Here is a 24,496-nt window from a genome sequence, read left to right as displayed (position 1 = left end):
CCCTTCCTTTACGTACGTGGCGTATGTATTCTAGCCGCACAATACATACACAATGTACGTAAAGGACCATCATGACCGTGACGAGCTTCTATCCCGTGCTGATGACCACCGACGTCGCGACGACGAGCGCGTTCTACCGGCGCGTCCTCGGCTTCGAGGTGACGTTCGAAGCCGACTGGTACGTCAGCCTCCGCCGCGGGGACGCAGAGCTCGCGATCCTCGATCACGCGCACGAGACGATCCCGCGCGGCTTCGGTCGTCCTCCCGCGGGCGTGATCCTGAACTTCGAGGTCACGGATGTCGACGCCGTGATGGCCGAGATGCCGTCGGACGTGCGCGTGGTGCTCCCGCTGCGCGACGAGGCGTTCGGCCAGCGGCACGCCATCCTTGAAGGTCCGGACGGCGTGCTCATCGACGTCATCCAGCCGATCGAGCCCTCACCGGAGTTCGCGCAGGCGTACGCGGTCTGAGCGCCCGGCCGATGTCGGAGGTGGGCGGCAGGATGGGTCGACATCGACGCCGGGAGGACGCATGACCAAGCTCGTCTACTACACAGCGACCACGCTCGACGGATTCCTCGCGGATCCGGACGACTCGCTGGACTGGCTGCTCCGGCAGCCGCTCGACAAGGGCGGGGCCAACGACTACGACGCCTTCATCGAGGGGATCGGCGCGATCGTCATGGGCTCGACGACCTACGAGTGGGTCGTGCGGCACCACCCCGGGCAATGGCTCTACACGATGCCGGCGTGGGTGATGACCTCGCGCACGCTCGCGCTGCCCGAGGTCGACGCCGCCGACATCCGATTCCGCTCCGGCGGCGTCCGCGCGGTCTACGAGGAGATGGTCGACGCCGCGGAAGGGAAGGACCTGTGGGTCGTCGGCGGCGGCGATCTCGTCGGGCAGTTCGCCGACGAGGGTCTGCTCGACGAGATCATCTCGTCGATCGCTCCGGTGACGCTCGGCGCGGGGCGGCCGCTCCTCCCCCGCCGATTCGACCTCGAGCTGCTCGACGTCGCCCGCAACGCCGGCTTCATCATGGCGCGCCATCGCTTCGTCGGGCCGCTCCAGGAGGACCGAGAGCAGCAGCACTGAGACGGACACGTCGTGTGGGACACTCCCGAGTATGACCACCTTCGCTCGACGACTCGCGGTCGCCGTCGTCGCCACCGGCGCGGTGCTGTTCGCCGGATGCGCCACCCCGCCCACCGATCCGGTGACCTCGGAGACGCCGACGGCGACCCGACCTTCCGGGCTGCTGACGACGCGCGGTGCCGTCACGGTCATCGATCGCGGCGACGGAGCCCACCTCTGCCTCGGCGGCGTCGCCGAGTCGCTGCCCCCGCAGTGCGCGGGTGTGCCGCTGGTCGAGTGGGACTGGAGCGCGCTCGACGGCGAATACGAGGAGCAGAGCGGCGTGCGGTGGGGCGACTTCGCCGTCACCGGCTCGTACGACGCCGATGCCGGGCAGTTCACGCCGGTCGAGATCGTCCCGGCCGCGGAGATTCCCGAGCGGCCGGATTTCCCCTCGGACGAGCCCATCGAGACACCGTGCGCGGAGCCGGATGGCGGGTGGCGGGTCGTCGACGAGTCGCGCGTCTCTCTCGACGACTTCCACGCCGCCACCGCGCACGCTTCCACGGTCGAGGGGTACGCGGCGACCTGGGTGGACATGTCCCGCAACCCGGCAGCGGGCGGGGATCCCCTGGATCCCGCCGTCGAGGCGCAGTTGAGCGACCCGCGCTACACGATCCTCAACGTCGCCGTCGCGGGCGATCCGGCCGCCGCAGAAGCGTCCATCCGAGCCCTGTGGGGCGGGATGCTGTGCGTCACGCGTGCCGAGCGCACGGAGGCCGAGCTCGTGGCGCTCCTCCAGGAGATCATCGACGGCCCGGGCGTTCTCGGCGGCGGTGTCGACGGGATCGCGGGCACCGTCGGCATCACCGTCGTCCACGACGACGGCAGCCTCCAGGAGGAGCTCGACGATCGCCACGGAGAGGGGCTGGTCATCGTGAGCTCCGCCCTCGTCCCCGCCTGACGTCAGCGGCGCGGCGTCCAGCCGGACGGGAGGGGCCCATCCACGAGGGCCCGTTCGCGGTCGGCCGCGGCCGACCATCCCTGGGCAGCGTCGTCGCCGTCGTACGCGCCACGAGCCAGGCGGAAGCCGACATCCTCGTGGTGCATGCGCGGGGCGCCGCCGCGCCGCACCGAGGCGCGCACGCTCCACGCGTCGTCGGCGAATCCGCCGCCGCGGAACACGCGGCAGTCGTCGTACCGCGCGGGGTCGAGCAGGTCCCAGCACCACTCCCAGACGTTGCCGAGCGTGTCGAACAGCCCGTTCAGGTTCGGCATCTTGCCGCCGACCTCCTGCGGGGCGGTCACCCCGTCCGCGGCGGTCCACGCGACGTCCGAGAGCTCGCCGTAGTGCGGGCCCTTCGAGCCGGCACGGCACGCGAACTCCCACTCGGCCTCCGTCGGCAGGCGATAGCCGTCGGCGCCGACGTCCCAGTGCACCTCTTCACCGTCGAATGTGTAGACGGGGTCGAGGCCCTCCCACTCGGATGCCGCGTTGCAGAAGCGGACGGCGCGCTGCCAGCTCACGTCCACGGCAGGCCGTCGCGGATGCGTCGCCGCCACACCGAGGAGCTCGGCGAGCTGCTCCTCGGTCACGGGATACACGCCGATCCGGAACGGCTCGAGCGCGACCGTGCGGCGCTCCTTCCGACGCGCATCGTGCAGGGTGACGGTGCCGGGCGCGATCGACGCCATCTCGAAGTCGACGGAGCTCACTCCCCCATTGTCGCCGCGTTCAGCTCGCGGCGCTCGCCCCGGCGATCATCGCGGGCATGATCGCCGCCGTCATGATCGCCGCGTTCATCGCCTGCACCGCCCGCTCGACTGCCGTGCCCGCCGGCGACGACTCCACGATCTCCCCGATGCGCGCCTTGAGCACCCGCGGGCGCCGCCCGCCCGCCTCGTCGGCGAGCACGTGCCGGGCCACGTCGAGCCCCTGGAGGATGGCGAGGATGGTCGTGTCCGCGACCCCGGGGTCCGCCGCGCCGTCGAGGACGGCCGCGAGCCGCGCCCGCAGGCTCGCCTCCGGCGCGCCGTCCCGTTCCGGCGTGCGCGGCTTGCCGAGCCCCCAGAAGGTGCGCTCGCCGACCTCGAGCACCCCGGCCTGCACGAGAGATGCGACCACCTCCCGCTCGGGATCGAGCTTCGACCAGGTGATGACCGACTCCAGCCGTGCGCCGTCCTTCGCCCGCAGGCGGATCATGGCCTCGTCGAGCACGGGATGGCCGGTGGGCGCGTCCGAGAGCACGCGGATCCGAGGCTTCTTCTCGTCCGTGAGGCTCACCCGCCCCGCGAGCACGAGATCCGTGATGAGCGCGGCCGCCTCTCCGTAGGCGCGCATCGCGCCCGGGCGCTCCTGGGTGCCGGCGGCGTTCGTGAGCAGCAGGTGGAGTTCCTCGACGATCAGCATGCTCCGACGCTACGTCGCGCTGCATCGGCGGACATCCGTCTTCCGACGGATCTCCGCCCCTTGAGCATCCGCTGCCCAGCGGATGCTCGGACGCGGGCGATATCCTCGTACGCGGGGCCGGCACCCGGCCCGCGGACGAGGGAGCCGTACCCGCACCACGACAAGACGGACTCAGAAGGGCCGAGAATGGCTTGGGTCATCCTCATCCTCTCGGGCGTCCTCGAGGCCGTATGGGCCTCGGCGCTCGCCGCATCGAAGGGCTTCCGGCGATGGAAGCCCACCGTCCTGTTCTTCGCGACCATGCTGCTGAGCCTCTGCGGCCTCGCGTGGGCGATGAACGAGCTGCCCACGGGCACCGCGTACGCGGTCTGGGTCGGCGTGGGCGCGACGCTGACGGTCGTCTGGGCGATCGTGACGAAGCAGGAGAAGGCGAGCGCCGCGCGCATCGCCCTGCTCGTGCTGCTCGTGGCCTGCATCGCGGGTCTCAAGGCGGTGAGCTGACATGGCGTGGCTCATCCTCATCGCGAGCGGCCTCCTCGAGGCCGTGTGGGCGACGGCGCTCGGCCTCTCCGAGGGCTTCACGCAGCCGCTCCCGACTCTCGTCTTCGCCCTCTCCGCCGTCCTCAGCATGGTCGGCCTCGGCTGGGCCGTGAAGCGCATCCCGATCGGCACCGCCTACGCGGTCTGGACCGGCATCGGGGCGGCGCTCACCGTCGTGTGGGCCATGGCCACCGGGGTCGAGCCGGTGTCGCTTTGGAAGGTCGTCTTCCTCGCCGGCATCATCCTCGCGGTCGTGGGCCTCAAGCTCGTCCCGGATGGCCGTCCCGAACCCGCCGACGACTAACGTGAGAGGCGTGTCACGCCCTCTCACCCTGATCACCGGAGGCACGCGCGGGATCGGCGCCGCGATCGCGCGACGCCTCGCATCCGACGGCCACGATCTCGTCCTCGGCTTCACGCGGGACGAGGGCGCCGCTGCGCGCACGCGCGCCGAGATGGAGGATCTCGGCGCCCGGTGCCGCGTGGTGCGGGCCGATGTGACCACCGACGCCGGCATCGAGGTGCTGTTCGCGGCCGCCGATCCCGCGCGCCTCACCGGCGTCGTCAACAACGCGGGCGCGACGCTCCACATCGGCCCTCTCGTCGACACCCCGGTCGACGTCATCCGGACGGTCATCGACCTCAACCTCACCGCGGCGGTCCTCGTCGCGCGCCGCGCCGTGTCCCAGCTGCCCGACGGCGGCGTCCTCGTGAACATCTCATCCGGGGCGGCGACGACCGGCTCGCCCGGCGAGTACGTCCACTACGCCGCCGCGAAGGCAGGCGTCGACGCCCTCACGAAGGGTCTCGCGATCGAGGCCGCCGCGAGAGGGATCCGCGTCATCGGCGTCGCGCCCGGAACGATCGAGACCGACATCCACGCCGATGCGGGCGACCCCGGGCGCCCTGCACGCGTCGCGGCCGCGCATCCGCTGGGGCGCGCCGGCCGGCCCGAGGAGGTCGCCGGAGTCGTCGCCTTCGCCCTCTCCCCCGACGCGTCCTACGCGGCCGGCGCGACCATCCGCGTCACCGGCGGGCGCTGATTCTCAGCCGTCGAGCCCGCGATGCCCGGCCCAGAGGCGTGCCGCCTCTCCGGCCGCGGCATCGATGAGCGCGTCGATCTCGGCGTCGCGCCGGACCGCGAAGGACACGTACGCCCCGCGGCCGCCGGCCGTGGGCCGACCGTACGCCTTCGCGGCGAGCGAGCCGTCCGGCAGCAGCCGCACCGTGATGCTCTGCAGCTCGAACTCCTCGCCGCGCCGTTCGTCGCGCCAGCGCAGATGGTCGGGGATCGACACGTTGAAGGCGAGCGCATTGACCTCGGGACTCGTCATGATCCGAGACTACGGCCGCTCAGCGCCAGCCGAGGCCCGGAGCGACGTGACGGAGGATCGACTCGATCGCGTGCGCGTTGTACTCGACGCCGAGCTGGTTGGGCACCGTCAGGAGCAGCGTGTCGGCCTCGGCGATCGCCTCATCCCCCGCGAGCTCCTCGATCAGCTCGTCGGGCTCGCCCGCATACGAGCGCCCGAAGACCGAGCGCGTGCTGTCGATGTAGCCGAACTGGTCGTCGCGGTCGCCGCTGCCCAGGAAGTAGCGGCGATCTCGGTCGTCGACGATCGCGAAGATCGACCGTGAGACCGAGACGCGCGGCTCGAAGCCGTGATCGTGACGCGCCCACTCCTCGCGGAACGCCCGGATCTGCGCGGCCTGCTGCACGTGGAAGGGCTCGCCACTCTCGTCGTCCTTGAGCGTCGAGCTCATGAGGTTCATGCCGTGCTGGGCCGCCCACACTGCCGTCGCGTTCGAGCCCGCACCCCACCAGATCCGCTGACGGAGTCCCTCCGAGTGCGGCTCGAGCCGAAGCAGCCCCGGCGGGTTCGGGAACATCGGGCGCGGGTTCGGCTCGGCGAAGCCCTGGCCCTCGAGCAGCGTGAGCAGGAGCTCGGTCTTCTGGCGGGCGGCCTGCGCGCCCGACGGGTCGTCCTCGGCCGCCTGGTAGCCGAAGTAGCGCCATCCGTCGACCACCTGCTCCGGTGACCCGCGCGAGATGCCGAGCTGCAGTCGGCCGCCCGAGATCAGGTCGGCGGCTCCGGCGTCCTCGACCATGTACATCGGGTTCTCGTACCGCATGTCGATCACGCCCGTGCCGAGCTCGATGCGGCTCGTCTTCGCGCCCGCGGCGGCGAGCAGCGGGAAGGGCGACGCGAGCTGCCTCGCGAAGTGGTGGACGCGGAAGTACGCCCCGTCGGCGCCGAGGTCCTCGGCCGCCTGTGCGAACTCGATGGACTGCAGCAGCACGTCGGCCGCGCTGCGCGTCGCCGACTCGGGGTGCGGCGTCCAATGGCCGAAGGAGAGGAATCCGATGCGCTTCACGTCACCATGCAACCACGGGTGCCGCGCGTTTTATTCCATTGAATAGGTCAGGTCGCGGGGGCGATCGTCGTCCAGCTCGCGTACTTCGCCTGACGTCCGTCACCCGACGAGCGGCGCGTCAAGCGGCGCTTCACCCACGGGAGAACGTGCTCGCGGTAGTACCGCGTGCGCTCGAGGTGCACGACGCCCTCGTGCGGGAGATCCCACCAGGTCTCGGGCGCGTCCGCGCCGAGCGCCGTGAGGACGCGCGCCGCGACGCGGTGGTGCCCGCGCACGTTCATGTGCAGCCGATCGGCAGACCAGAACTCGGCCCGCGACAGCACGCGATCGGGCCAGTTGAGCGCCTGGATGACGTCGCCCCGCCCCTCGATCCGGCGGAGCACCGCCGCCGACAGCTCGTCTCCGCGTCGCTGGATGAGCCCCGACAGCGGAAGCCCGGCCGACGGATTCGCCCCCGACAACAGGATGAGGCGCACGCCCTCCTCGTCGCAGCGCGCGAGCACACGCGAGAAGGCGTCCGCGATGCTCTCGATCGCGACGCCCGGGCGCAGCATGTCGTTGCCGCCCCCGTTGAACGACAGGTGCGTGGGGCGCAGAGCGAGCGCCGGCTCGAGCTGCTCATCGACGATCGGCCAGGCGAGCCGCCCGCGGATGGCCAGGTTCGCGTACTCGATCGGCTCGCCGAGGCTGTCGGCCCATCCCTGGGCGGCGATGTCAGCCCACCCGCGCGGGCGGCCATCCGGCAGCTCGTCTCCCACGCCCTCTGTGAACGAGTCGCCGATGGCGACGTAGCGGATCGTCATCCCTCCAGGCTATCGAGCGTCCGCGAGCGTGGCCTCGAGCACCTCCCCGCGCTTGTCGGCGAGCGGGATGGTCCCGAGCGCCGCGATCGCGAAGAACGCCGAGAACACCGTGAACACGAGGCCCGCGCCGCCGACGGTCAGCGCCCACGGAGTGAACAGCGGGGCGATGATGGATGCGATCCGGCCGGCGCCGGCCGCCCATCCCGCGCCCGTCGCCCGCACGCTCGTGGGGTAGAGCTCGGGGGTCACCGCGTAGAGCGCACCCCACGCGCCGAGGTTGAAGAACGACAGCAGCGAGCCGTAGAGGAGGATCTGCCACAGCTCACCCGACGTGCCGTAGAGGATGGCCGCGACCGCGGATCCGACGAGGAACGTCGAGAGCGTGATGCGGCGCCCCCAGACCTCGATGAGCCAGGCGGCGACCGCGTAGCCGGGCAGCTGCGCGAGGGTGATGAGCAGCGTGAACTCGAACGAGCGGACGAGGTCGTAGCCCTGCTGCACGAGGATCGTCGGGATCCAGATGAACGCGCCGTAGTAGGAGAAGTTCACGCAGAACCACACGAGCCAGATCGCGCTCGTGCGCACGCGGAGCGCGGGCGACCACAGAGCGCCGACGGCCGATGCCCCCTGAAGCGGGGCCGCGGCGTACGGGGTCGGCTTCGGCGCGGGAGCGGCGCTCGGTGCGGGCCGCCGTGACGCGGCCTCGAAGCGCCGCACGATCGCCTCGGCCTCGGCGTGCCGCCCCTTCGACTCGAGCCAGCGCGGCGACTCCGGCATCCCCCAGCGGATGACGAGCGCGTACGCCGCCGGGACGGCGCCGAGCAGGAACGCCCACCGCCATCCGTCGTCGGAGGCCCCGACGACGAACGTCCCGATGAGCGCCGCGAGCGTCCAGCCGATGGCCCAGAACGCCTCGAGCACGACCACGAGGCGCCCCCGGATGCGCGCGGGCGCGAACTCGGCGACGTACGTCGACGCGACGGGCAGCTCGGACCCGAGTCCGAGCCCCACGAAGAACCGCAGCACGATGAGCATCGCGACGCCGCCGACGAGCGCGCTGGCCCCGGTCGCGACGCCGTAGACGAGCAGGGTGAGCGCGAAGACCTGGCGGCGCCCCAGCTTGTCGGCGAGCAGGCCCCCGAGGCTCGCGCCCAGGGCCATCCCGACGAAGCCGACCGAGGTGATGAGCCCCGCCTCGGCGCCCGTGATCCCCCACTGCGCCGTGAGCGCGGCGATGATGAACGAGATGAGGCCGACGTCCATCGCGTCGAGCGCCCACCCGATGCCGGATCCCGTGAGGAGCCGCGCATGCTGCCGGTTGAACGGGAGGTCATCCAGACGCGCAGAGGGGTTCGCCATGCCTCCAGGTTAGTGTCACCTCGACATGAAGCGCGCGCGGCCAGGAGTAGCCTGAGAGGACGACTTCCCCAACACCCGGAGGACATGTGAGAGCCCGCATCGCGCCCCCGTCAGCCGCGTGGATGTGGACGATCTGGATCGTCGCGGTCCTCGCCTATGTACTCTCGGTCGCGAACCGCACCTCGCTGTCCGCCGTCGGCGTCGATGCCGCCGAGCACTTCAGCGCCGATGCGTCGACGCTGTCGATGTTCGCGGTGCTGCAGCTCGGCGTCTACGGCCTCATGCAGATCCCGATCGGCCTCTGGCTCGACCGGTTCGGCGCGCGCCCGATCATGGCGATCGGGATGGCCGTGATGGCGGCCGGTCAGCTCATCATGGCGGTCTCCCCCAACGTGGGCGTCGCGATCTTCGCGCGCATGCTGCTGGGAGCCGGCGACGCCGCGATCTTCCCGAGCGCGCTCCGTCTCGTCGCGACGTGGTTCCCCGCCCAGCGCAACCCGATCATGGTGCAGCTCACGGGCATCGTCGGGCAGATGGGCCAGCTCGTGGCCATCCTCCCCCTCGCCGCGCTCCTGCATGCCACGTCGTGGTCGATCGCGTTCGGGAGCCTCGCCGGCCTCGCCGTGCTCTTCACGATCCTCATCGTGGCGCTCGTGCGGAACCACCCGCCCGAGCGCGAGGCCGATGTGTCCGTCGACACCGAGACGGGCGCGATCCGAGTCGTCACGAGCGCGATCGACACGCGCGTCGGCATCCGCGCCGCCTGGGCGAACCCCGGCACGCGCCTGGCCTTCTGGTCGCACTTCACGACCCCGTTCGCGGGCACGGCGTTCGTCATGCTGTGGGGCTTCCCGTTCCTCACCGCGGGCGAGGGGCTCTCGGCCGCTCAGGCGTCGACCGTGCAGAGCGTCTTCGTGCTCATGGGCATCGTGTTCGGGCCGCTCATCGGCATCCTGTCCTCGCGCAACCCCACGCGCCGCTCGCACCTCCTCGTCCTGCCGATCGTCGCCATCCAGCTCATCGCTTGGATCGCCGTGCTCGCGTGGCCGGGCCCCGCCCCGTTCGCGGTGCTCCTCCTGCTCGCCGTCGCGCTCGCGCTCGGCGGCCCTGCGTCGATGATCGCGTTCGACCACGCGCGGACCTTCAACCCCTCGCACCAGCTGAGCACCGCGACGGGCATCACGAACGTCGGAGGCTTCCTCGCCGGCCTCCTCGCGATCCTGTTCATCGGCGTCGCCCTCGACCTGCAGGGCGCGAGCGACCCCTCGGCCTACTCGCTCGAGGCGTTCCGGATCGCGTTCCTCACGCAGATCCCGATCTGGCTCGTCGGGGCGGCGTTCATCATCCGCGAGCGCAAGCGCACGCGGATCCGGATGGGCCTCGACAAGCCGCGCGGGGAGCGCTGAGGATCAGCCCGCCTCGGCCAGCAGCTCGCGCACGCGCGGGAGCACGCGGGTGCCGTAGAGCTCGATGCTCTTCATCATGAGCTCGTGCGGCATCGTGCCGGTGGCGTACTTCAGGTCGAAGCGCTGCACGCCCAGCGCGCGCGCGGTGTCGGCGATCTTGCGGGCGACGGTCTCCGGCGATCCCGCGTACACGGCGCCTTCGGGCCCGACCTCGTGTTGGAACCGCATGCGGCTGTATGGCGGCCACCCGCGCTCGGCGCCGATCGTGTCGTGCATCGCCTGGAAGCCCGGGTACGCCTCCTCCCACGCCTGCTCGTCGGTCTCCGCGACATGCCCCGGGGAGTGCACGGCGACGGGCAGGTCGGGCTTCTCGAACGACGCGAGCGAACGGCGGTAGAGGTCGACGAACGGCGCGAACCGCCGCGGCGCACCGCCGATGATGGCGAGCATGAGCCGCGCGCCGTGCCGGGCCGCCCGCACGACCGACTCGGGCGACCCGCCCACGCCGACCCACAGCGGCATGCCGTGCTCGGTCTTGGGGAAGACGTCCGCGCTGTCGAGCGCGGGGCGCATCGTGCCGGTCCAGGTGACCGGCTCCTCGCGCAGCAGCCGGACGAGGAGGTCGAGCTTCTCCTCGAAGAGCGCCTCGTAGTCGCGCAGGTCGTAGCCGAACAGCGGGAACGACTCCACGAACGATCCGCGACCCGCGACGACCTCCGCCCGGCCGTTCGAGAGCGCGTCGAGCGTCGCGAACCGCTCGAACACCCGGACCGGGTCGTCGCTCGAGAGCACCGTGACGGCGCTGCCGATCCGGATCCGGGTCGTGGTCGCCGCGATCGCGGCGAGGACCGTCTCAGGACTCGAGACCGCGAAGTCGCGCCGATGGTGCTCGCCCACGCCGAAGAAGTGCAGCCCGACCTCGTCGGCGAGCTGCGCCTGCGCGACGACGTTGCGGATGGTCTGGGCGTGGGAGATCAGCTCGCCGTCGGCGTCGCGCGTGACGTCGCCGAAGGTGTCGAGCCCGAGTTCGATGTCCATGTCGGATCCTCTCTATTCATCCGCATGAACCGCGCGGACCGCGGCCGCATTCCCTCAGGCGAGCAGCGCGGTCTTGAGCGTGTCGAGGCCCACGCCGCCCATGTCGAGCGCGCGCCGGTGGAACTCCTTGATCGAGAACGCGTCGCCGCGCTGCGCGGCATAGGCGTCGCGCACCTGCTCCCAGATGCGCTGGCCGACCTTGTACGCGGGCGCCTGGCCGGGCCAGCCGAGGTACCGGTTCACCTCGAACCGCACGAACTCGTCGGACATGTTGACGTTCTCGCGCAGGAACCCGAGCGCGAAATCGGCGTCCCACGTGCCCTCGCCGTCGGGGCGCGGCTTGCCGAGGTGGACGCCGATGTCGAGCACGACCCGCGCCGCGCGCATGCGCTGGCCATCGAGCATCCCGAGGCGGTCAGCCGGATCGTCGAGGTAGCCCAGCTGCTCCATGAGCCGCTCGGCGTACAGCGCCCACCCCTCCGCGTGGCCCGAGGTGCCGGCGAGCAGTCGCCGCCAGCTGTTGAGCTCGGCACGGTTGTGCACGGCCTGCCCGATCTGCAGGTGATGCCCCGGGACCCCCTCGTGGTACACGGTCGTCAGCTCGCGCCACGTGTCGAACTCGGTGACGCCCTCCGGCACGGACCACCACATGCGCCCGGGCCGCGAGAAGTCATCCGTCGGGCCCGTGTAGTAGATGCCGCCCTCCTGCGTGGGGGCGATCATGCACTCCAGCCGTCGGACGGGCTCGGGGATGTCGAAGTGCGAACGGCCCAGCTCCGCGACCGCGCGATCGCTCGTCTCCTGCATCCACTCCCGCAGCGCCTCGGTCCCCACGAGCTTCCGCGACGGATCGGCCTCGAGGAATGCGACGGCCTCCGCGACGCTCGCTCCCGGCACGATCTCGCGCGCGATCGACTCCTGCTCGGCGACCATGCGGGCGAGCTCCTCGATGCCCCACTCGTACGTCTCGTCGAGGTCGATCGTCGCGCCCAGGAAGCGGCGCGAGTTGAGGGCGTAGAGCTCGCGCCCCACGGCGTCGTCCTCGCCGGCCGCTCCGGCGAGCTCCGCGGTCAGGAACCGCTCGAGGCGATCGTAGGCCTCGCGTGCGGCACGCGAGCCCCGCTCCAGGTCGGACGCGAGCGCGCTCGGCAGCTCGGCGCCGTCGGCCGTCGCGTCGGACGCGAGGCCCGCGAAGAACCCGCCGGCGGCCGTGTAGCGCGGGATCTGCGCGGCCACCTCGCGCACCTGCCGCACGGCGGGCACCACGCCCTGCGCGATGCCCTCGCGCAGCGTCGCGATGTACCCGTCGACAGCCGCGGGCACGGCGCCCAGGCGCCGCGCGATGACGGCCCACTCGTCGGCCGAGCCGGTCGGCATGAGGTCGTACACCTGGCGGATGTCCTGAGGCGCGCTCGCGATGACATTGAGGTCGCGCAGGTGCCACCGCGCCTCGTGCAGCTCGAGACCGAGTCGGAGCTCGCTCGAGAGGTCTGCCCGGGTGACCCGGTCGACGTCGTCGACGGGCTCGGCGGCTTCGAGGGCCGCGAGGGCCGAGCGAGCCGCTTCGGCGTGACGCTCCACGCCCTCGGGGCTGAAGTCGTCGTAGCGATCGTTCGCCTCGTCGCGCCCGATGTACGTCGCGAGGATGGGCGACAGCTCGACGAGCGTGTCGACCCAGCCCTCCGCGATGCGGTCGATCTCGGTGTGCGGGCGCGCGTCGGGCGTCATGGCGTTCTCCTCCATGTCAGTGGGCTGCCTGGTTCCAGTCGGCGCCGAGGCCGATCTGCACGTCGAGCGGGACGGTGAGCTCGGCGGCTCCCGCCATCCGCTCGCGCACGATGCGCTCGACCTCGTCGCGCTCGCCCGGCGCGACCTCGACGACGATCTCATCGTGGATCTGCAGGAGCAGCCGCGAGCGGAGACCGAGGAGGTCCTGGTGCACGCGGAAGAGCGCGATCTTCATGATGTCGGCAGCGGAGCCCTGGATGGGGGCGTTGAGCGCGGCGCGCTCGGCGTTCTCCCGCAGCACGCGGTTCGGGCTCGTCAGGTCGGGGAACGGGCGACGACGGCCGAAGATCGTCTCGGTGTAGCCGTCGACCCGGGCCTTCTCGACCGACGAGCGGAGGTAGTCGCGCACCGCGCCGAACCGGGCGAAGTACTCGAGCATGAGGGTCTTCGCCTCGGACTGCTCGATGCGCAGCTGCTTGGACAGGCCGAATGCCGAGAGGCCGTACACGAGGCCGTACGACATCGCCTTGACCTTCGTGCGCATCTCGCTCGTGACCTCCTCGGGGGCGACCCCGAAGACGCGCGCGCCGACGAACCGGTGCAGGTCCTCCCCCGCGTTGAACGCCTCGATGAGCCCGGGGTCGCCCGAGAGGTGCGCCATGATGCGCATCTCGATCTGCGAGTAGTCGGCCGTCAGCAGCGTGTCGAAGCCCTCGCCGACCTCGAAGGCCGAGCGGATGCGGCGCGACTCCTCGGTGCGCACCGGGATGTTCTGCAGGTTCGGGTCGGTGCTCGACAGGCGGCCGGTCTGCGACCCGGTCTGCACGTAGGTCGTGTGGACGCGGTGGTCGTTGCCGATCGCGAGGTCGAGTCCGTCGATGATCTGCTTGAGCTTCGTCGCCTCGCGGTGCGCGAGCAGGAGGCCGAGGAACGGGTGGTCGGCCTTCTCCTGCAGCTCCGCGAGCGCGCCGGCGTCGGTCGTGTACCCCGTCTTCGTCTTGCGGGTCTTCGGCAGGTCGAGCTCGACGAACAGCACCTCCTGCAGCTGCTTGGGCGACCCGAGATTCACCTCGTGCCCGATCGTGGCGTAGGCGTCCTGCGCGAGCTGCTGCGCGCGGGCGCCCAGCTCGCTCGAGAACGCCGACAGCTTCTCGTGCGAGACGGCCACCCCCGCGAGCTCCATGTCGGCGAGGGCGAGGAGGGTCGGCAGCTCGATGTCGGTGAGGACGGGGACGACCGACTCGGGCAGCGCCGCCCGCAGCGCCTGCGCCACGCGCACGGTGAACCACGAGCGCTGGCCGGGCGTCGCCCCCTCGTTCTCGGGCACGAGCTGCGAGGGGTCGGCTTCCGGCAGCTTCTCCTGCAGGTACGTGTCGACGAGGTTCGCGAGCGTCTTGTCGGGGAAGCTCGGCCTCAGGAGCCATCCGCCCAGCAGCACGTCGAAGGCGAGCCCCGCGACGTCGAGCCCCGCGCGCCGCAGCGCCTTGACCTGCGGCTTCGCATCGGCGAGCACCTTCGGCGCGTCGGACGCGAGCCAGGGCGCGAGCGCGTCGCGCACCTCGTCGCTCCACTCGGCCTCGACGATCGAGGCCTCGGTCGCGAGGCCCACGCGCACGGGAAGGCCGCCCGCGATCACGAGCGTGACGCCGACCTCGCCGTCGGCCGCCGCGTCGACCCACGCGGCGAGCTCGGCCGCGGGGATCTCGGTCGGCGCGGGCACCTCGACAGCGGGCTCCGCCTCGACGCTATCGGCCGGGGCGCCCGCGACCTGCAGCACGCGGCTCATGAGCGCGCGGAACTCGAGCCGCGCGAACACGTCGCGCAGGGCCTGCGCGTCGATGCCGTCGCGCTTCAGGTCGTCGAGCTCGACGGGCAGCTCGACGTCGCGCAGCAGGCGGTTGAGGCGCCGGTTGCGGCGCACGTCCTCGATGTGCTCGCGCAGATTGCCGCCGACGACGCCCTTGATCGAGTCGGCTCCCTCGAGCAGCGCGTCGAGCGAGCCGAACTGGGTGAGCCACTTGACGGCCGTCTTCTCGCCCACCTTGGGCACGCCGGGCAGGTTGTCGCTCGTCTCGCCGACGAGCGCCGCGATGTCGGGGTACATCTCGGGCGGCAGGCCGTACTTCTCGACGACCGCCGCGGGGTCGTATCGCTTGAGCTTCGACACGCCCTGCACCGAGGGGTACAGCAGGGTGATGTCGTCGTTCACGAGCTGGATGGTGTCGCGGTCTCCCGAGCAGACAAGCACGTTCCAGCCCGCCTCGGCGCCGCGCGTCGCGAGCGTCGCGAGGATGTCGTCCGCCTCGTAGTCGGGCTTCTCGAGGACGGTCACGTTCATGGCCCGCAGGCACTCCTGCAGGAGCGGGATCTGGCCCTTGAACTCGGCGGGCGTCTCGGCGCGCGTGCCCTTGTACTCCGCGTACTCCCGCGTGCGGAACGACTCACGCGACACGTCGAAGGCGACCGCGACGTGGGTCGGGTCCTCGTCGCGCAGGAGGTTGATGAACATCGACAGGAAGCCGTGGATGGCGTTCGTGTGCTGACCGTCGGATGTGGAGAAGTTCTCGACCGGGAGGGCGAAGAACGCCCGGAAGGCGAGCGAATGGCCGTCGACGACGAGCAGAGTAGGCTTCGTGGAGTCCGTCACCCGTCCAGCGTAACGAGGGGTGGCGACATCCGAACGACAGGAGCAGGATGACGGAGCTGATCGACGGGATGGCGTGGGCGAAGGCGCGCGGGATGGGCGCGCTCGCCGAGCGGATGGGGATCGAGTTCACGGAGTTCACCGTGGAGCGCGCGGTCGCGACGATGCCCGTCGAGGGCAACACCCAGCCGGTCGGCCTCCTGCACGGCGGCGCCTACGTCGTGCTCGGCGAGTCGCTCGGATCGATGGCCGCCAACCTCTTCGCGGGCCCCGACAAGCTCGCCGTGGGCGTCGACATCAACGCGACCCACACGGCCTCGGCGACGAGCGGACGCGTGACGGGCGTGTGCACGCCGATCCACCTCGGGCGCACGCTCACCGTGCACGAGATCGTCGTCACGAACGAGGAGGGCAGGCGCTGCTCGACCGTCCGCATCACGAACATCCTCAAGGACCGGTGAGCGAAGCGAACCGCTCCGGTCGTCGAGCGAGCGGAGCGAGACGAGACGTGGCGAGCTGACGACGAAGCGCGCACGCGGAACGCGAACGGGCCGAACCTCCGAGGAGGTCCGGCCCGTCGTGCGTGTGCTGCTGCTCAGCTCTTCTTCGGAGCGAGCTGCTCGATGATGGCCTTCGCGACGTCCTGCATCGTCAGGCGGCGGTCCATGGAGGCCTTCTGGATCCAGCGGAACGCCTCTGGCTCGGACAGCCCCATCTTCTCGTTGAGGAGGCCCTTGGCGCGGTCGACGAGCTTGCGGGTCTCGAAGCGCTCGACCATGTCGCTCACCTCGGCCTCGAGCGTGATGATCTGGTCGTGACGGGCCAGCGCGATCTCGATCGCGGGGAGCAGGTCGTTGGGCGTGAACGGCTTCACGACGTACGCGAGGGCGCCGGCCTCGCTCGCGCGCTCGACGAGCTCCTTCTGGCTGAAGGCCGTGAGCAGGACGACGGGCGCGATGTGATTCTTGCTGAGCTTCTCCGCGGCGCTGATGCCGTCGAGCTGGGGCATCTTGACGTCCATGATGACGAGGTCGGGCCGCAGCTCGGTCGCCAGCTGCACCGCGGTCTCGCCGTCGCCGGCCTCGCCCACGACGTCGTACCCGTTGTCGCGGAGGATCTCCACGATGTCGAGGCGGATGAGGGACTCGTCTTCGGCGACCACCACACGACGGGGCGCCGTCGCGGTGCTCTTCTCGGTCTGCTCTTCGGTCACCGTTCCATCCTAGAGGTCTCGTGGCTGGGAGTTCGTGCCGGTGGTGGGGGTCGAACCCACACGCCCTTTCGGACAGAGCATTTTGAGTGCTCCGCGTCTGCCATTCCGCCACACCGGCATGCATCCCCGACGATACGGCAAACGGGGTCCGGTGCTGAACCGGACCCCGTCGCTGGCGCGTCGCGCTAGGCGTTCTTGTAGACGGGCGCGGCGCCGTGCACCGCGTCGCCCACGCGGTGCACGCGCAGGTCGTTGGTCGAGCCCGAGATCCCGGGAGGGGATCCCGAGATGACGATGACCTTGTCGCCGACCTTCGCGAGGTCGTTCGCGAGCAGGTAGTCGTCGACCTGGAGGAACATCCGGTCGGTGTGCTCGACCTGCTCGACGAGAGCCGAGCGGATGCCCCACGTGAGCGCCATCCGGCGGCGGATGGCCTCGTCCTGCGTGAAGGCGATCATCGGCCGCGGGGAGCGCAGGCGCGACATGCGGCGCGCCGAGTCGCCCGACTGCGTGAACACGCACAGGAACTTCGCGTCGACGAAGTCGGCGACCTCGATCGCGGCGAGCGTGATCGCGCCGCCCTGCGTGCGGGGCTTGGCCGTGAGGGGCGCGATGCGCTCGAGACCGTGGTCCTCTGTCGACTCGATGATGCGCGCCATGGTCTGCACGGTGATCGCGGGGTACTCGCCCACGCTCGTCTCGCCCGAGAGCATGACCGCGTCGGCGCCGTCGAGGACCGCGTTCGCGACGTCGCTCGTCTCGGCGCGGGTCGGCACCGGGCTCGAGATCATGGACTCGAGCATCTGCGTCGCGACGATGACCGGCTTGGCCATCCGGCGCGCGAGCTCGACCGCGTGCTTCTGCACGATCGGCACGGCCTCGAGCGGCAGCTCGACGCCGAGGTCGCCGCGCGCGACCATGATGCCGTCGAACGCGTCGATGATCTCCTCGAGGTGGTCGACCGCCTGCGGCTTCTCGATCTTGGCGATGATCGGGACGCGGCGCCCCTCCTCCGCCATGATCACGTGCGCGCGCTGCACGTCCTTCGCGTTGCGCACGAACGAGAGGGCGATGATGTCGGCGCCGTTGCGGAGGCCGTAGCGGAGGTCCGCCTCGTCCTTCTCGCTGAGCGCGGGCACGTTCACCGCGACGCCGGGCAGGTTGATGCCCTTGTTGTTCGAGACCGCGCCGGCGACGACGACCTCGGTCGTCACGACCGTGCCGTCGGTCTCGAGGACCTTGACGCGGACCTTGCCGTCGTCGATGAGGAGGAAGTCGCCGGGCTTCACGTCGTTCGGGAGGCCCTTGAACGTCGTCCCGACGATCTCCTTGGTGCCGAGGATGTCCTCGGTCGTGATCTTGAAGATGTCTCCCTCGGCCAGCTCGTGCGGGGCGTTCTCGAACTTGCCGAGCCGGATCTTGGGTCCCTGCAGGTCGACGAGGATGGCGACCGGCTTGCCGAGCTCCTCGGCGGCCGCGCGCACGTTCGCGAAGTTGTTGTCGTGGACGGTGTAGTCACCGTGGCTGAGGTTGAAGCGCGCCACGTCGAGTCCGGCCTCGATGAGAGACTTCACGGTCTCCTTGGTCGAGGTGGCGGGTCCCAGCGTGGCGACGATCTTGGCACGTCTCAAAAGCTTGCCTTCCGCACTGCTTGCTTCTTCTGTTGTGGACGCATCCGCGTCCGTCGGGTCGATGGGCGCTCCGCACGAGGCCCATCGCGGTTCCACCGGATGCACACCCCACACTACGCGCACCCGGCCATCCGATTCACGCGCACACGACGGCGGCCGGGAGCATCGTGTGCTCCCGGCCGCCGTCCACGCGTGTCGGAGTCAGACGCCGATGGCGACGTCGGTCGGGCGGACCGGCGCCGGCAGCTGCGTCTCGCCCATGAGGAAGGCGTCGACCTCGGCGGCCACCGAGCGGCCCTCGGCGATCGCCCACACGATGAGCGACTGGCCGCGGCCGGCGTCGCCCGCGACGAACACGCCGGGCGCGGTCGCCTGGAACGACGCGTCGCGATCGACGTTCCCGCGCGAGGTGAACTGCGCCTGCAGCTGCGCCTCGAGGTGCTCGCGCTCGGGGCCCGTGAAGCCCATCGCGATGAGGACGAGGTCCGCGGGGATCTCGCGCTCGGTGCCGGGCTTGGGCACGCGACGGCCGTCGACGAACTGCGTCTCCGCGACGACGAGACCGCGGACCTCGCCCGCGTCGTTGGCCACGAACTCGACCGTCGAGGCCAGGTAGTGGCGCTCGCCGCCCTCCTCGTGCGCCGACGAGACCTCGAACACCTGCGGCATCATCGGCCACGGCTGGTGCTCCGGGCGGTCGTCGGACGGCCGCTTGCCGATCGCGAGGTTCGTCACGCTCAGGGCGCCCTGGCGGTGCGCCGTGCCGATGCAGTCCGCGCCGGTGTCGCCGCCGCCGATGACGACGACGTGCTTGCCCTCGGCCGAGATCTGGTTCGCGACCTGGTCGCCCGCGACGACCTTGTTCGACTCGACGAGGTACTCCATCGCGAAGTGCACGCCGTCGAGCTCGCGCCCCGGGATCGGCAGGTCGCGCGGCACCGTGGCACCCGTGGCGACCACGACGGCGTCGTAGCGCGCGCGGAGGTCGTCCCACGTGATGTCCACGCCGATCTCGACGCCCGCCCGGAAGCGCGTGCCCTCGTCCTGCATCTGGCGCAGGCGCGCCTCGAGGTGCCGCTTCTCCATCTTGAAGTCGGGGATGCCGTAGCGCAGGAGGCCGCCGATGCGGTCGTCGCGCTCGTACACGGCGACCGTGTGGCCCGCGCGCGTCAGCTGCTGCGCGGCCGCGAGCCCCGCGGGGCCCGAGCCGACCACCGCGACGGTCTTGCCGGTGAGGCGCGCCGGGGGCTTGGGCTCGACCCAGCCGTTGGCGAACGCCTCGTCGATCGTCGAGACCTCGATCTGCTTGATCGTGACGGCCGGCTGGTTGATGCCGAGCACGCACGCGCTCTCGCAGGGCGCAGGGCACAGACGCCCGGTGAACTCCGGGAAGTTGTTCGTCGCGTGCAGGCGCTCGATCGCGGTGCGGCCCTCGCCGCGCCACATGAGGTCGTTCCACTCCGGGATGAGGTTGCCCAGCGGGCATCCCTGGTGGCAGAACGGCACGCCGCAGTCCATGCAGCGCCCGGCCTGGCGGCGGAGCACGGCCGAGTCGCCCGGCTCGTACACCTCCTTCCAGTCGAGGATGCGCACGGGCACCGGCCGGCGAGCGGGCAGCTCGCGCTCGGTGATCTTCAGAAAGCCCTTCGGGTCAGCCACCCGTCACCTCCATGATGCGGTTCCAGACGACGTCGCCGTCGGGGTCGAGTCCCTCGGCCTCGGCCGCCTGACGCGTCTCGAGCACGGCGGCGTAGTCGCGCGGGAGGACCCGCACGAACTCCTCGACGGCGTTCTCGAAGTCGTCGAGCATGCGCTGGGCCAGCTCGGACTCGGTCTCCGCGACGTGCTGCTGGAGCAGATCGCGCAGGATCTCGGCGTCGCCGGATCCGAGGGGGCCGAGCGTGAGCTCGCCCGATGCAAGAGCCTCGCGGTTCACGAGCTTCTCGTCGAGGCGGTGGACGTAGGCCGTCCCGCCCGACATGCCGGCGCCGAGGTTGCGCCCCGTGCGGCCCAGGATGACCGCGAGGCCGCCGGTCATGTACTCGAGCGCGTGGTCGCCCACGCCCTCGACGACCGCGGTCGCGCCGGAGTTGCGCACGAAGAAGCGCTCGCCGACCATGCCGCGCAGGAAGAGGGTCCCCTGCGTGGCGCCGTAGCCGATGACGTTGCCGGCGATGACGTTCTCGGAGGCGTCGAATGTCGCGCCGCGCGCGGGGCGCACGACGATCTGGCCGCCCGAGAGGCCCTTGCCGACGTAGTCGTTCGAGTCGCCCTCGAGGCGCAGCGTGATGCCGTTCGGCAGGAACGCCCCGAAGGACTGCCCGGCCGAGCCGGTCAGGTTGACGGTGATCGAGCCGGCCTTGAGACCGTGCTCGCCCTGCGCCTTCGTGACGTGGTGGCCGAGCAGCGTGCCGACCGCGCGCGCAGTGTTCCGCACCGGGAGGTCGATCGTGATCTCTCCCCCGTTCTCGATGACGTCGCGCGCGCGCTCGATGAGCTGCACGTCGAAGTGCTCGTCCAGCTCGTGGTCCTGCGCGCGCGCGTGGCGGCGCGGCTCGTCGTCCGCGAACGCGGGCCCCTCGAGGACCGGCGACAGGTCGAGTCCGTCGGCCTTCCAGTGGTCGATCGCGCGATCCACGTCGAGCACCTCGACGTGGCCGACCGCCTCGTCGATCGAGCGGAAGCCGAGCTCGGCGAGGTACTCGCGCACCTCCTGCGCGATGAACTGCATGAAGTTCACGACGTGCTCGGCCTTGCCCGTGAAGCGGCTGCGCAGCAGCGGGTTCTGGGTCGCGACGCCCACGGGGCACGTGTCCAGGTGGCAGACGCGCATCATGATGCAGCCGCTCACGACGAGCGGCGCCGTCGCGAAGCCGAACTCCTCGGCACCCAGCAGGGCGCCGATGACGACGTCGCGGCCGGTCTTCATCTGGCCGTCGACCTGCACGACGACGCGGTCGCGCATGCCGTTGAGCATGAGCGTCTGCTGCGTCTCGGCGAGCCCCAGCTCCCACGGCGTGCCGGCGTGCTTGAGCGAGTTGAGCGGGCTCGCGCCCGTCCCGCCGTCGTGGCCCGACACGAGGATGACGTCGCTGAGCGCCTTCGCGACGCCCGCGGCGACCGCGCCGATGCCCGACTGGCTCACGAGCTTCGTGTGGATGCGCGCCTCGGGGTTCGACCGCTTGAGGTCGAAGATGAGCTGCTTCAGGTCCTCGATCGAGTAGATGTCGTGGTGCGGGGGCGGCGAGATGAGGCCCACGCCCGCGGTCGCGTGCCGCGTGCGCGCGACCCACGGGTACACCTTGCCGGGCGGCAGCTGACCGCCCTCGCCGGGCTTGGCGCCCTGCGCGAGCTTGATCTGGATGTCGTCCGCGTGCGTGAGGTACATGCTCGTGACGCCGAAGCGGCCCGAGGCGACCTGCTTGATGGCGCTGCGGCGCTCGGGATCGAGGAGGCGGTCGACGTCCTCGCCGCCCTCGCCCGTGTTCGACTTCGCGCCGAGGCGGTTCATCGCGATCGCGAGGGTCTCGTGCGCCTCGCGCGAGATGGAGCCGTAGCTCATGGCGCCCGTCGAGAACCGCTTCACGATCTCGGAGACCGGCTCGACCTCGTCGATCGGCACCGGCGGGCGCACCCCCTTCTTGAACGCGAAGAGGCCGCGGAGCGTCTTGAGCTCCTCCGCCTGCTCGTCGACGAGACGGGTGTACTCGCGGAAGATCTCGTAGCTGCCCGTGCGCGTGGAGTGCTGCAGGCGGAAGATCGTCTCGGGCGTGAAGAGGTGGGGCGACCCGTCGCGGCGCCACTGGTACTCGCCGCCGGTCCACAGGCGCTCGTGCGTGCGCACGGCCGGGTCCTCGGGGTACGCGAACGCGTGACGCTCGGCGTTCTCGCGCGCGATGTGCGAGAGCCCGATGCCTCCGATCTTCGACTCGGTCCCGGTGAAGTACTGGTCGACGAACGGCTGCGCGAGGCCCACGGCCTCGAACACCTGCGCGCCCGAGTACGACGACACGGTCGAGATGCCCATCTTGGACATGATCTTCAGCACGCCCTTGCCGAGCGCGTAGATGAGGTTCTTGACGGCCTTCTGCGGCGTGACGCCCGCGATCGCGCCGGAGCGGACGAGGTACTCGACCGTCTCCATCGCGAGGTACGGGTTCACGGCGGTCGCGCCGTAGCCGAGCAGCGTCGCGACGTGGTGCACCTCGCGCACGTCGCCCGCCTCGACCACGAGCCCGACCTTCATCCGGGTCTCGCGGCGGATGAGGTGGTGGTGCACGGCCGAGACCGCGAGCAGCGACGGGATGGGCGCGAGGTCCTGGTTCGAGTCGCGGTCGCTGATGACGATGAACTCCGCGCCGTCCTCGATCGCGCGGTCGGCCTCGGCGCACATCTGCTCGAGGCGCTTCTGCAGGCCCTTCTCGCCCGCCGACACGCGGTAGAGCGAGCGCAGCGTGACCGACGTGCGCCCGGGCAGGGCGCTGTCGATGTGCTGGATCTTCGCGAGCTCGTCGTTGTCGATGACCGGGAAGTCGAGGATGACGCTGCGCGCGTGCTCCGGCCCCCACGAGAGCAGGTTCGGCTCGGGGCCGAGGCCGAGCTTGAGGCTCGTCACGACCTCTTCGCGGATGGAGTCGAGCGGCGGGTTCGTGACCTGCGCGAACTGCTGCGTGAAGTAGTCGAACAGCAGGCGCGGGCGCTTGCTGAGCACGGCGATCGGCGTGTCCGACCCCATGGCGCCGAGGGGCTCGACGCCCGTCTGGCCCATGGGGCGCAGGAGGATCCGGACCTCCTCCTCGGTGTAGCCGAAGGTCCGCTGACGGCGCGTGATCGACGCGATCGGGTGCACGAGGTGCTCGCGCTCGGGGAGGTCGGCGAGGCGGACGGTGCCCTTGTCGAGCCACTCCTGCCAGGGCTCGAGCTTCGCGAGCTGGGCCTTGACCTCGTCGTCCGCGATGATGCGGCGCTCGGCGGTGTCGACGACGAACATCGTGCCGGGGCGCAGGCGGCCGCGGCGCTCGATGCGCTCGGGGGCGAAGTCGAGGACGCCCGTCTCCGAGCCGATCACGACGAGGCCGTCCTTCGTCACGGTCCAGCGGCCGGGCCGCAGGCCGTTGCGGTCGAGCGTCGCGCACACGAGCGTGCCGTCGGTCGCGATGAGGGCGGCGGGGCCGTCCCACGGCTCCATCTGGCCCGCGTGGTACTCGTAGAACGCGCGGAGGTCGGGGTCGACGTACGCCTTCTTCTCGTAGGCCTCCGGCACCATCATGAGCATCGCGTGCGGAAGCGAGCGGCCCGTGAGGGTGAGCAGCTCGAGCACCTCGTCGAACGACGCCGAGTCGCTCTCGGTGTCGCTGCAGATCGGCAGGAGCGGGCGGATGTCGCCGAGCAGCTCGCTCTCGAGCTGCGACTGGCGCGCGCGCATCCAGTTGCGGTTGCCGCCGACGGTGTTGATCTCGCCGTTGTGCGCCATCATGCGCAGCGGCTGGGCGAGCGGCCACGACGGGAACGTGTTCGTCGAGTAGCGCGAGTGCACGACGGCGAGCTCGGTCGTGAAGCGCTCGTCCTGCAGGTCGAGGTAGAACGGCTCGAGCTGGAGCGTCGTGACCATGCCCTTGTAGCCGAGGGTGCGGCTCGAGAGCGACACGAAGTAGGCGTCGAGCTCGTGCTGGGCGCGCTTGCGGAGACGGTAGGCGCGGCGGTCGAGGTCGATCCCGGAGAGAGCGGGGCGGCCATCGACGGGCGCGCTCGTGAGGAAGATCTGCTCGATCGCGGGGCGGGCCTCGCCGGCCAGGCGTCCGAGGTGCTCGGGGTCCACCGGCACCTCGCGCCAGCCGAGGATCGAGAGCCCCTCCTCGGCCGCGATGGCGGCGATGCCGTCCTTCTGCGCGGCGCGCGCCGCGTCGTCCGTCGGGAGGAACGAGAGGCCGGCCGCGTACTCGCCGACGACCGGGAGGTCGAAGTCGACGACCGCGCGGAGGAAGCCGTCGGGCATCTGCGTGAGGATGCCCGCGCCGTCGCCCGTGCCCGCATCGGAGCCGATGGCGCCGCGGTGCTCGAGGTTGCGCAGCGCCTCGAGAGCGAGGTCGACGATGTCGTGCCCCGCCTCGCCGCGCAGGGTCGCGACCATGGCCAGGCCGCAGGCGTCCTTCTCGAACGCCGGGTTGTACATCCCCTGCTTCGGGGGGTACGCGCCGGAGGCTCCGTAAGGGGGCTGGAAGTACATGTGTCTACCGTCCTCGGGGTCGGTTGCGTAGCGCGGGACGACGTTGGC

Annotated in this window: 21 protein-coding genes, 1 tRNA gene and 1 riboswitch; of the genes, 8 read left to right on the top strand and 14 right to left on the bottom strand. The window is 71.0% G+C overall.

Annotated features, from left to right (window positions below):
- Positions 1-71: 71 nt before the first annotated feature.
- From ACOWU6_RS09455 to ACOWU6_RS09445, 3 genes are all read left to right on the top strand, one after another.
- Complete coding sequence (locus ACOWU6_RS09455) at positions 72-470, top strand: VOC family protein (protein WP_421075515.1); 399 nt, start codon at positions 72-74, stop codon at positions 468-470.
- A gap of 61 nt (positions 471-531) precedes the next feature.
- Complete coding sequence (locus tag ACOWU6_RS09450) at positions 532-1,095, top strand: dihydrofolate reductase family protein (RefSeq protein ID WP_421075514.1); 564 nt, start codon at positions 532-534, stop codon at positions 1,093-1,095.
- Positions 1,096-1,126: 31 nt separating this feature from the next.
- Positions 1,127-2,038 (top strand): hypothetical protein, encoded by a 912-nt coding sequence (locus ACOWU6_RS09445; protein WP_421075513.1) that lies wholly within the window; start codon positions 1,127-1,129, stop codon positions 2,036-2,038.
- 2 nt (positions 2,039-2,040) lie between these two features.
- On the opposite strand, the gene ACOWU6_RS09440 is transcribed toward ACOWU6_RS09445, so the two are convergent.
- The gene (locus ACOWU6_RS09440; RefSeq protein ID WP_421075562.1) at positions 2,041-2,769 is read right to left on the bottom strand and encodes a formylglycine-generating enzyme family protein; all 729 of its coding nucleotides are present in this window, start codon (positions 2,767-2,769) and stop codon (positions 2,041-2,043) included.
- A gap of 40 nt (positions 2,770-2,809) precedes the next feature.
- The gene (locus ACOWU6_RS09435; RefSeq protein ID WP_421075512.1) at positions 2,810-3,484 is read right to left on the bottom strand and encodes a GOLPH3/VPS74 family protein; all 675 of its coding nucleotides are present in this window, start codon (positions 3,482-3,484) and stop codon (positions 2,810-2,812) included.
- A 111-nt stretch (positions 3,485-3,595) separates the two neighbouring features.
- A riboswitch (guanidine-III (ykkC-III) riboswitch) is annotated at positions 3,596-3,660 on the top strand.
- A 10-nt stretch (positions 3,661-3,670) separates the two neighbouring features.
- Here ACOWU6_RS09435 and ACOWU6_RS09430 point away from each other — a divergent pair.
- The 3 genes from ACOWU6_RS09430 to ACOWU6_RS09420 are packed head-to-tail and all read left to right on the top strand — an operon-like array spanning position 3,671 to position 5,067.
- Positions 3,671-3,985: a DMT family transporter gene (locus ACOWU6_RS09430; protein ID WP_271171826.1), complete on the top strand. Its 315-nt coding sequence runs from the start codon at positions 3,671-3,673 to the stop codon at positions 3,983-3,985.
- Position 3,986: 1 nt separating this feature from the next.
- The gene (locus ACOWU6_RS09425; RefSeq protein WP_324011305.1) at positions 3,987-4,328 is read left to right on the top strand and encodes a multidrug efflux SMR transporter; all 342 of its coding nucleotides are present in this window, start codon (positions 3,987-3,989) and stop codon (positions 4,326-4,328) included.
- Positions 4,329-4,338: 10 nt separating this feature from the next.
- A complete protein-coding gene (locus ACOWU6_RS09420; RefSeq protein WP_421075511.1) occupies positions 4,339-5,067 on the top strand; it encodes an SDR family NAD(P)-dependent oxidoreductase in 729 nt (242 codons plus the stop codon).
- Between the two features lie 3 nt (positions 5,068-5,070).
- Here the strand turns inward: ACOWU6_RS09420 and ACOWU6_RS09415 are convergent, their stop codons facing one another.
- From ACOWU6_RS09415 to ACOWU6_RS09400, 4 genes are read right to left on the bottom strand one after another with little or no spacing between them, the layout of a single operon-like run.
- Positions 5,071-5,358 (bottom strand): hypothetical protein, encoded by a 288-nt coding sequence (locus tag ACOWU6_RS09415; protein ID WP_324011309.1) that lies wholly within the window; start codon positions 5,356-5,358, stop codon positions 5,071-5,073.
- 19 nt (positions 5,359-5,377) lie between these two features.
- Positions 5,378-6,400 (bottom strand): LLM class flavin-dependent oxidoreductase, encoded by a 1,023-nt coding sequence (locus tag ACOWU6_RS09410; RefSeq protein ID WP_421075510.1) that lies wholly within the window; start codon positions 6,398-6,400, stop codon positions 5,378-5,380.
- Positions 6,401-6,447: 47 nt separating this feature from the next.
- Positions 6,448-7,203, bottom strand: coding sequence for an SGNH/GDSL hydrolase family protein (locus tag ACOWU6_RS09405; protein WP_421075509.1), 756 nt, complete (start codon positions 7,201-7,203; stop codon positions 6,448-6,450).
- A 9-nt stretch (positions 7,204-7,212) separates the two neighbouring features.
- On the bottom strand, positions 7,213-8,562 hold the full coding sequence (locus ACOWU6_RS09400) for an MFS transporter (RefSeq protein WP_421075508.1): 1,350 nt from the start codon (positions 8,560-8,562) through the stop codon (positions 7,213-7,215).
- A gap of 122 nt (positions 8,563-8,684) precedes the next feature.
- On the opposite strand from ACOWU6_RS09400, the gene ACOWU6_RS09395 reads away from it, so the two are divergent.
- On the top strand, positions 8,685-9,968 hold the full coding sequence (locus ACOWU6_RS09395) for an MFS transporter (protein WP_421075561.1): 1,284 nt from the start codon (positions 8,685-8,687) through the stop codon (positions 9,966-9,968).
- 3 nt (positions 9,969-9,971) lie between these two features.
- Here the strand turns inward: ACOWU6_RS09395 and ACOWU6_RS09390 are convergent, their stop codons facing one another.
- Genes ACOWU6_RS09390 through polA form a run of 3 tightly spaced genes read right to left on the bottom strand, consistent with a single transcriptional unit; the run spans position 9,972 to position 15,381 of the window.
- Positions 9,972-11,006: an LLM class flavin-dependent oxidoreductase gene (locus ACOWU6_RS09390; RefSeq protein WP_421075507.1), complete on the bottom strand. Its 1,035-nt coding sequence runs from the start codon at positions 11,004-11,006 to the stop codon at positions 9,972-9,974.
- A gap of 54 nt (positions 11,007-11,060) precedes the next feature.
- Positions 11,061-12,734, bottom strand: coding sequence for a DUF885 domain-containing protein (locus ACOWU6_RS09385; protein WP_421075506.1), 1,674 nt, complete (start codon positions 12,732-12,734; stop codon positions 11,061-11,063).
- 16 nt (positions 12,735-12,750) lie between these two features.
- Positions 12,751-15,381, bottom strand: a complete 2,631-nt coding sequence (gene polA / locus ACOWU6_RS09380) for a DNA polymerase I (RefSeq protein ID WP_421075505.1) — start codon at positions 15,379-15,381, stop codon at positions 12,751-12,753.
- 47 nt (positions 15,382-15,428) lie between these two features.
- Between polA and ACOWU6_RS09375 the strand changes: the two genes are divergently transcribed.
- The gene (locus ACOWU6_RS09375) at positions 15,429-15,839 is read left to right on the top strand and encodes a hotdog fold thioesterase (RefSeq protein ID WP_282977697.1); all 411 of its coding nucleotides are present in this window, start codon (positions 15,429-15,431) and stop codon (positions 15,837-15,839) included.
- Between the two features lie 134 nt (positions 15,840-15,973).
- Here the strand turns inward: ACOWU6_RS09375 and ACOWU6_RS09370 are convergent, their stop codons facing one another.
- The 5 genes from ACOWU6_RS09370 to gltB all read right to left on the bottom strand — a co-directional run bounded on the left by ACOWU6_RS09370 (position 15,974) and on the right by gltB (position 24,448).
- Entirely contained in the window at positions 15,974-16,591 is a 618-nt protein-coding gene (locus ACOWU6_RS09370) for an ANTAR domain-containing response regulator (protein ID WP_271171815.1), read from the bottom strand.
- Between the two features lie 35 nt (positions 16,592-16,626).
- Positions 16,627-16,709, bottom strand: a tRNA-Leu gene (locus ACOWU6_RS09365).
- A gap of 67 nt (positions 16,710-16,776) precedes the next feature.
- A complete protein-coding gene (gene pyk / locus ACOWU6_RS09360; RefSeq protein WP_421075504.1) occupies positions 16,777-18,222 on the bottom strand; it encodes a pyruvate kinase in 1,446 nt (481 codons plus the stop codon).
- Between the two features lie 201 nt (positions 18,223-18,423).
- Positions 18,424-19,881, bottom strand: coding sequence for a glutamate synthase subunit beta (locus tag ACOWU6_RS09355; protein WP_282977696.1), 1,458 nt, complete (start codon positions 19,879-19,881; stop codon positions 18,424-18,426).
- Entirely contained in the window at positions 19,874-24,448 is a 4,575-nt protein-coding gene (gene gltB / locus ACOWU6_RS09350) for a glutamate synthase large subunit (protein WP_324011323.1), read from the bottom strand. The genes ACOWU6_RS09355 and gltB overlap by 8 nt, the downstream gene beginning before the upstream one ends.
- Positions 24,449-24,496 lie beyond the last annotated feature (48 nt).

The organism is Microbacterium sp. SA156 (assembly GCF_049065455.1).
In the GTDB taxonomy this organism is placed as follows: domain Bacteria; phylum Actinomycetota; class Actinomycetes; order Actinomycetales; family Microbacteriaceae; genus Microbacterium; species Microbacterium barkeri.
Note: the sequence above shows the minus strand (reverse complement) of the source record. Positions and strands in the feature narration are given on the sequence as shown.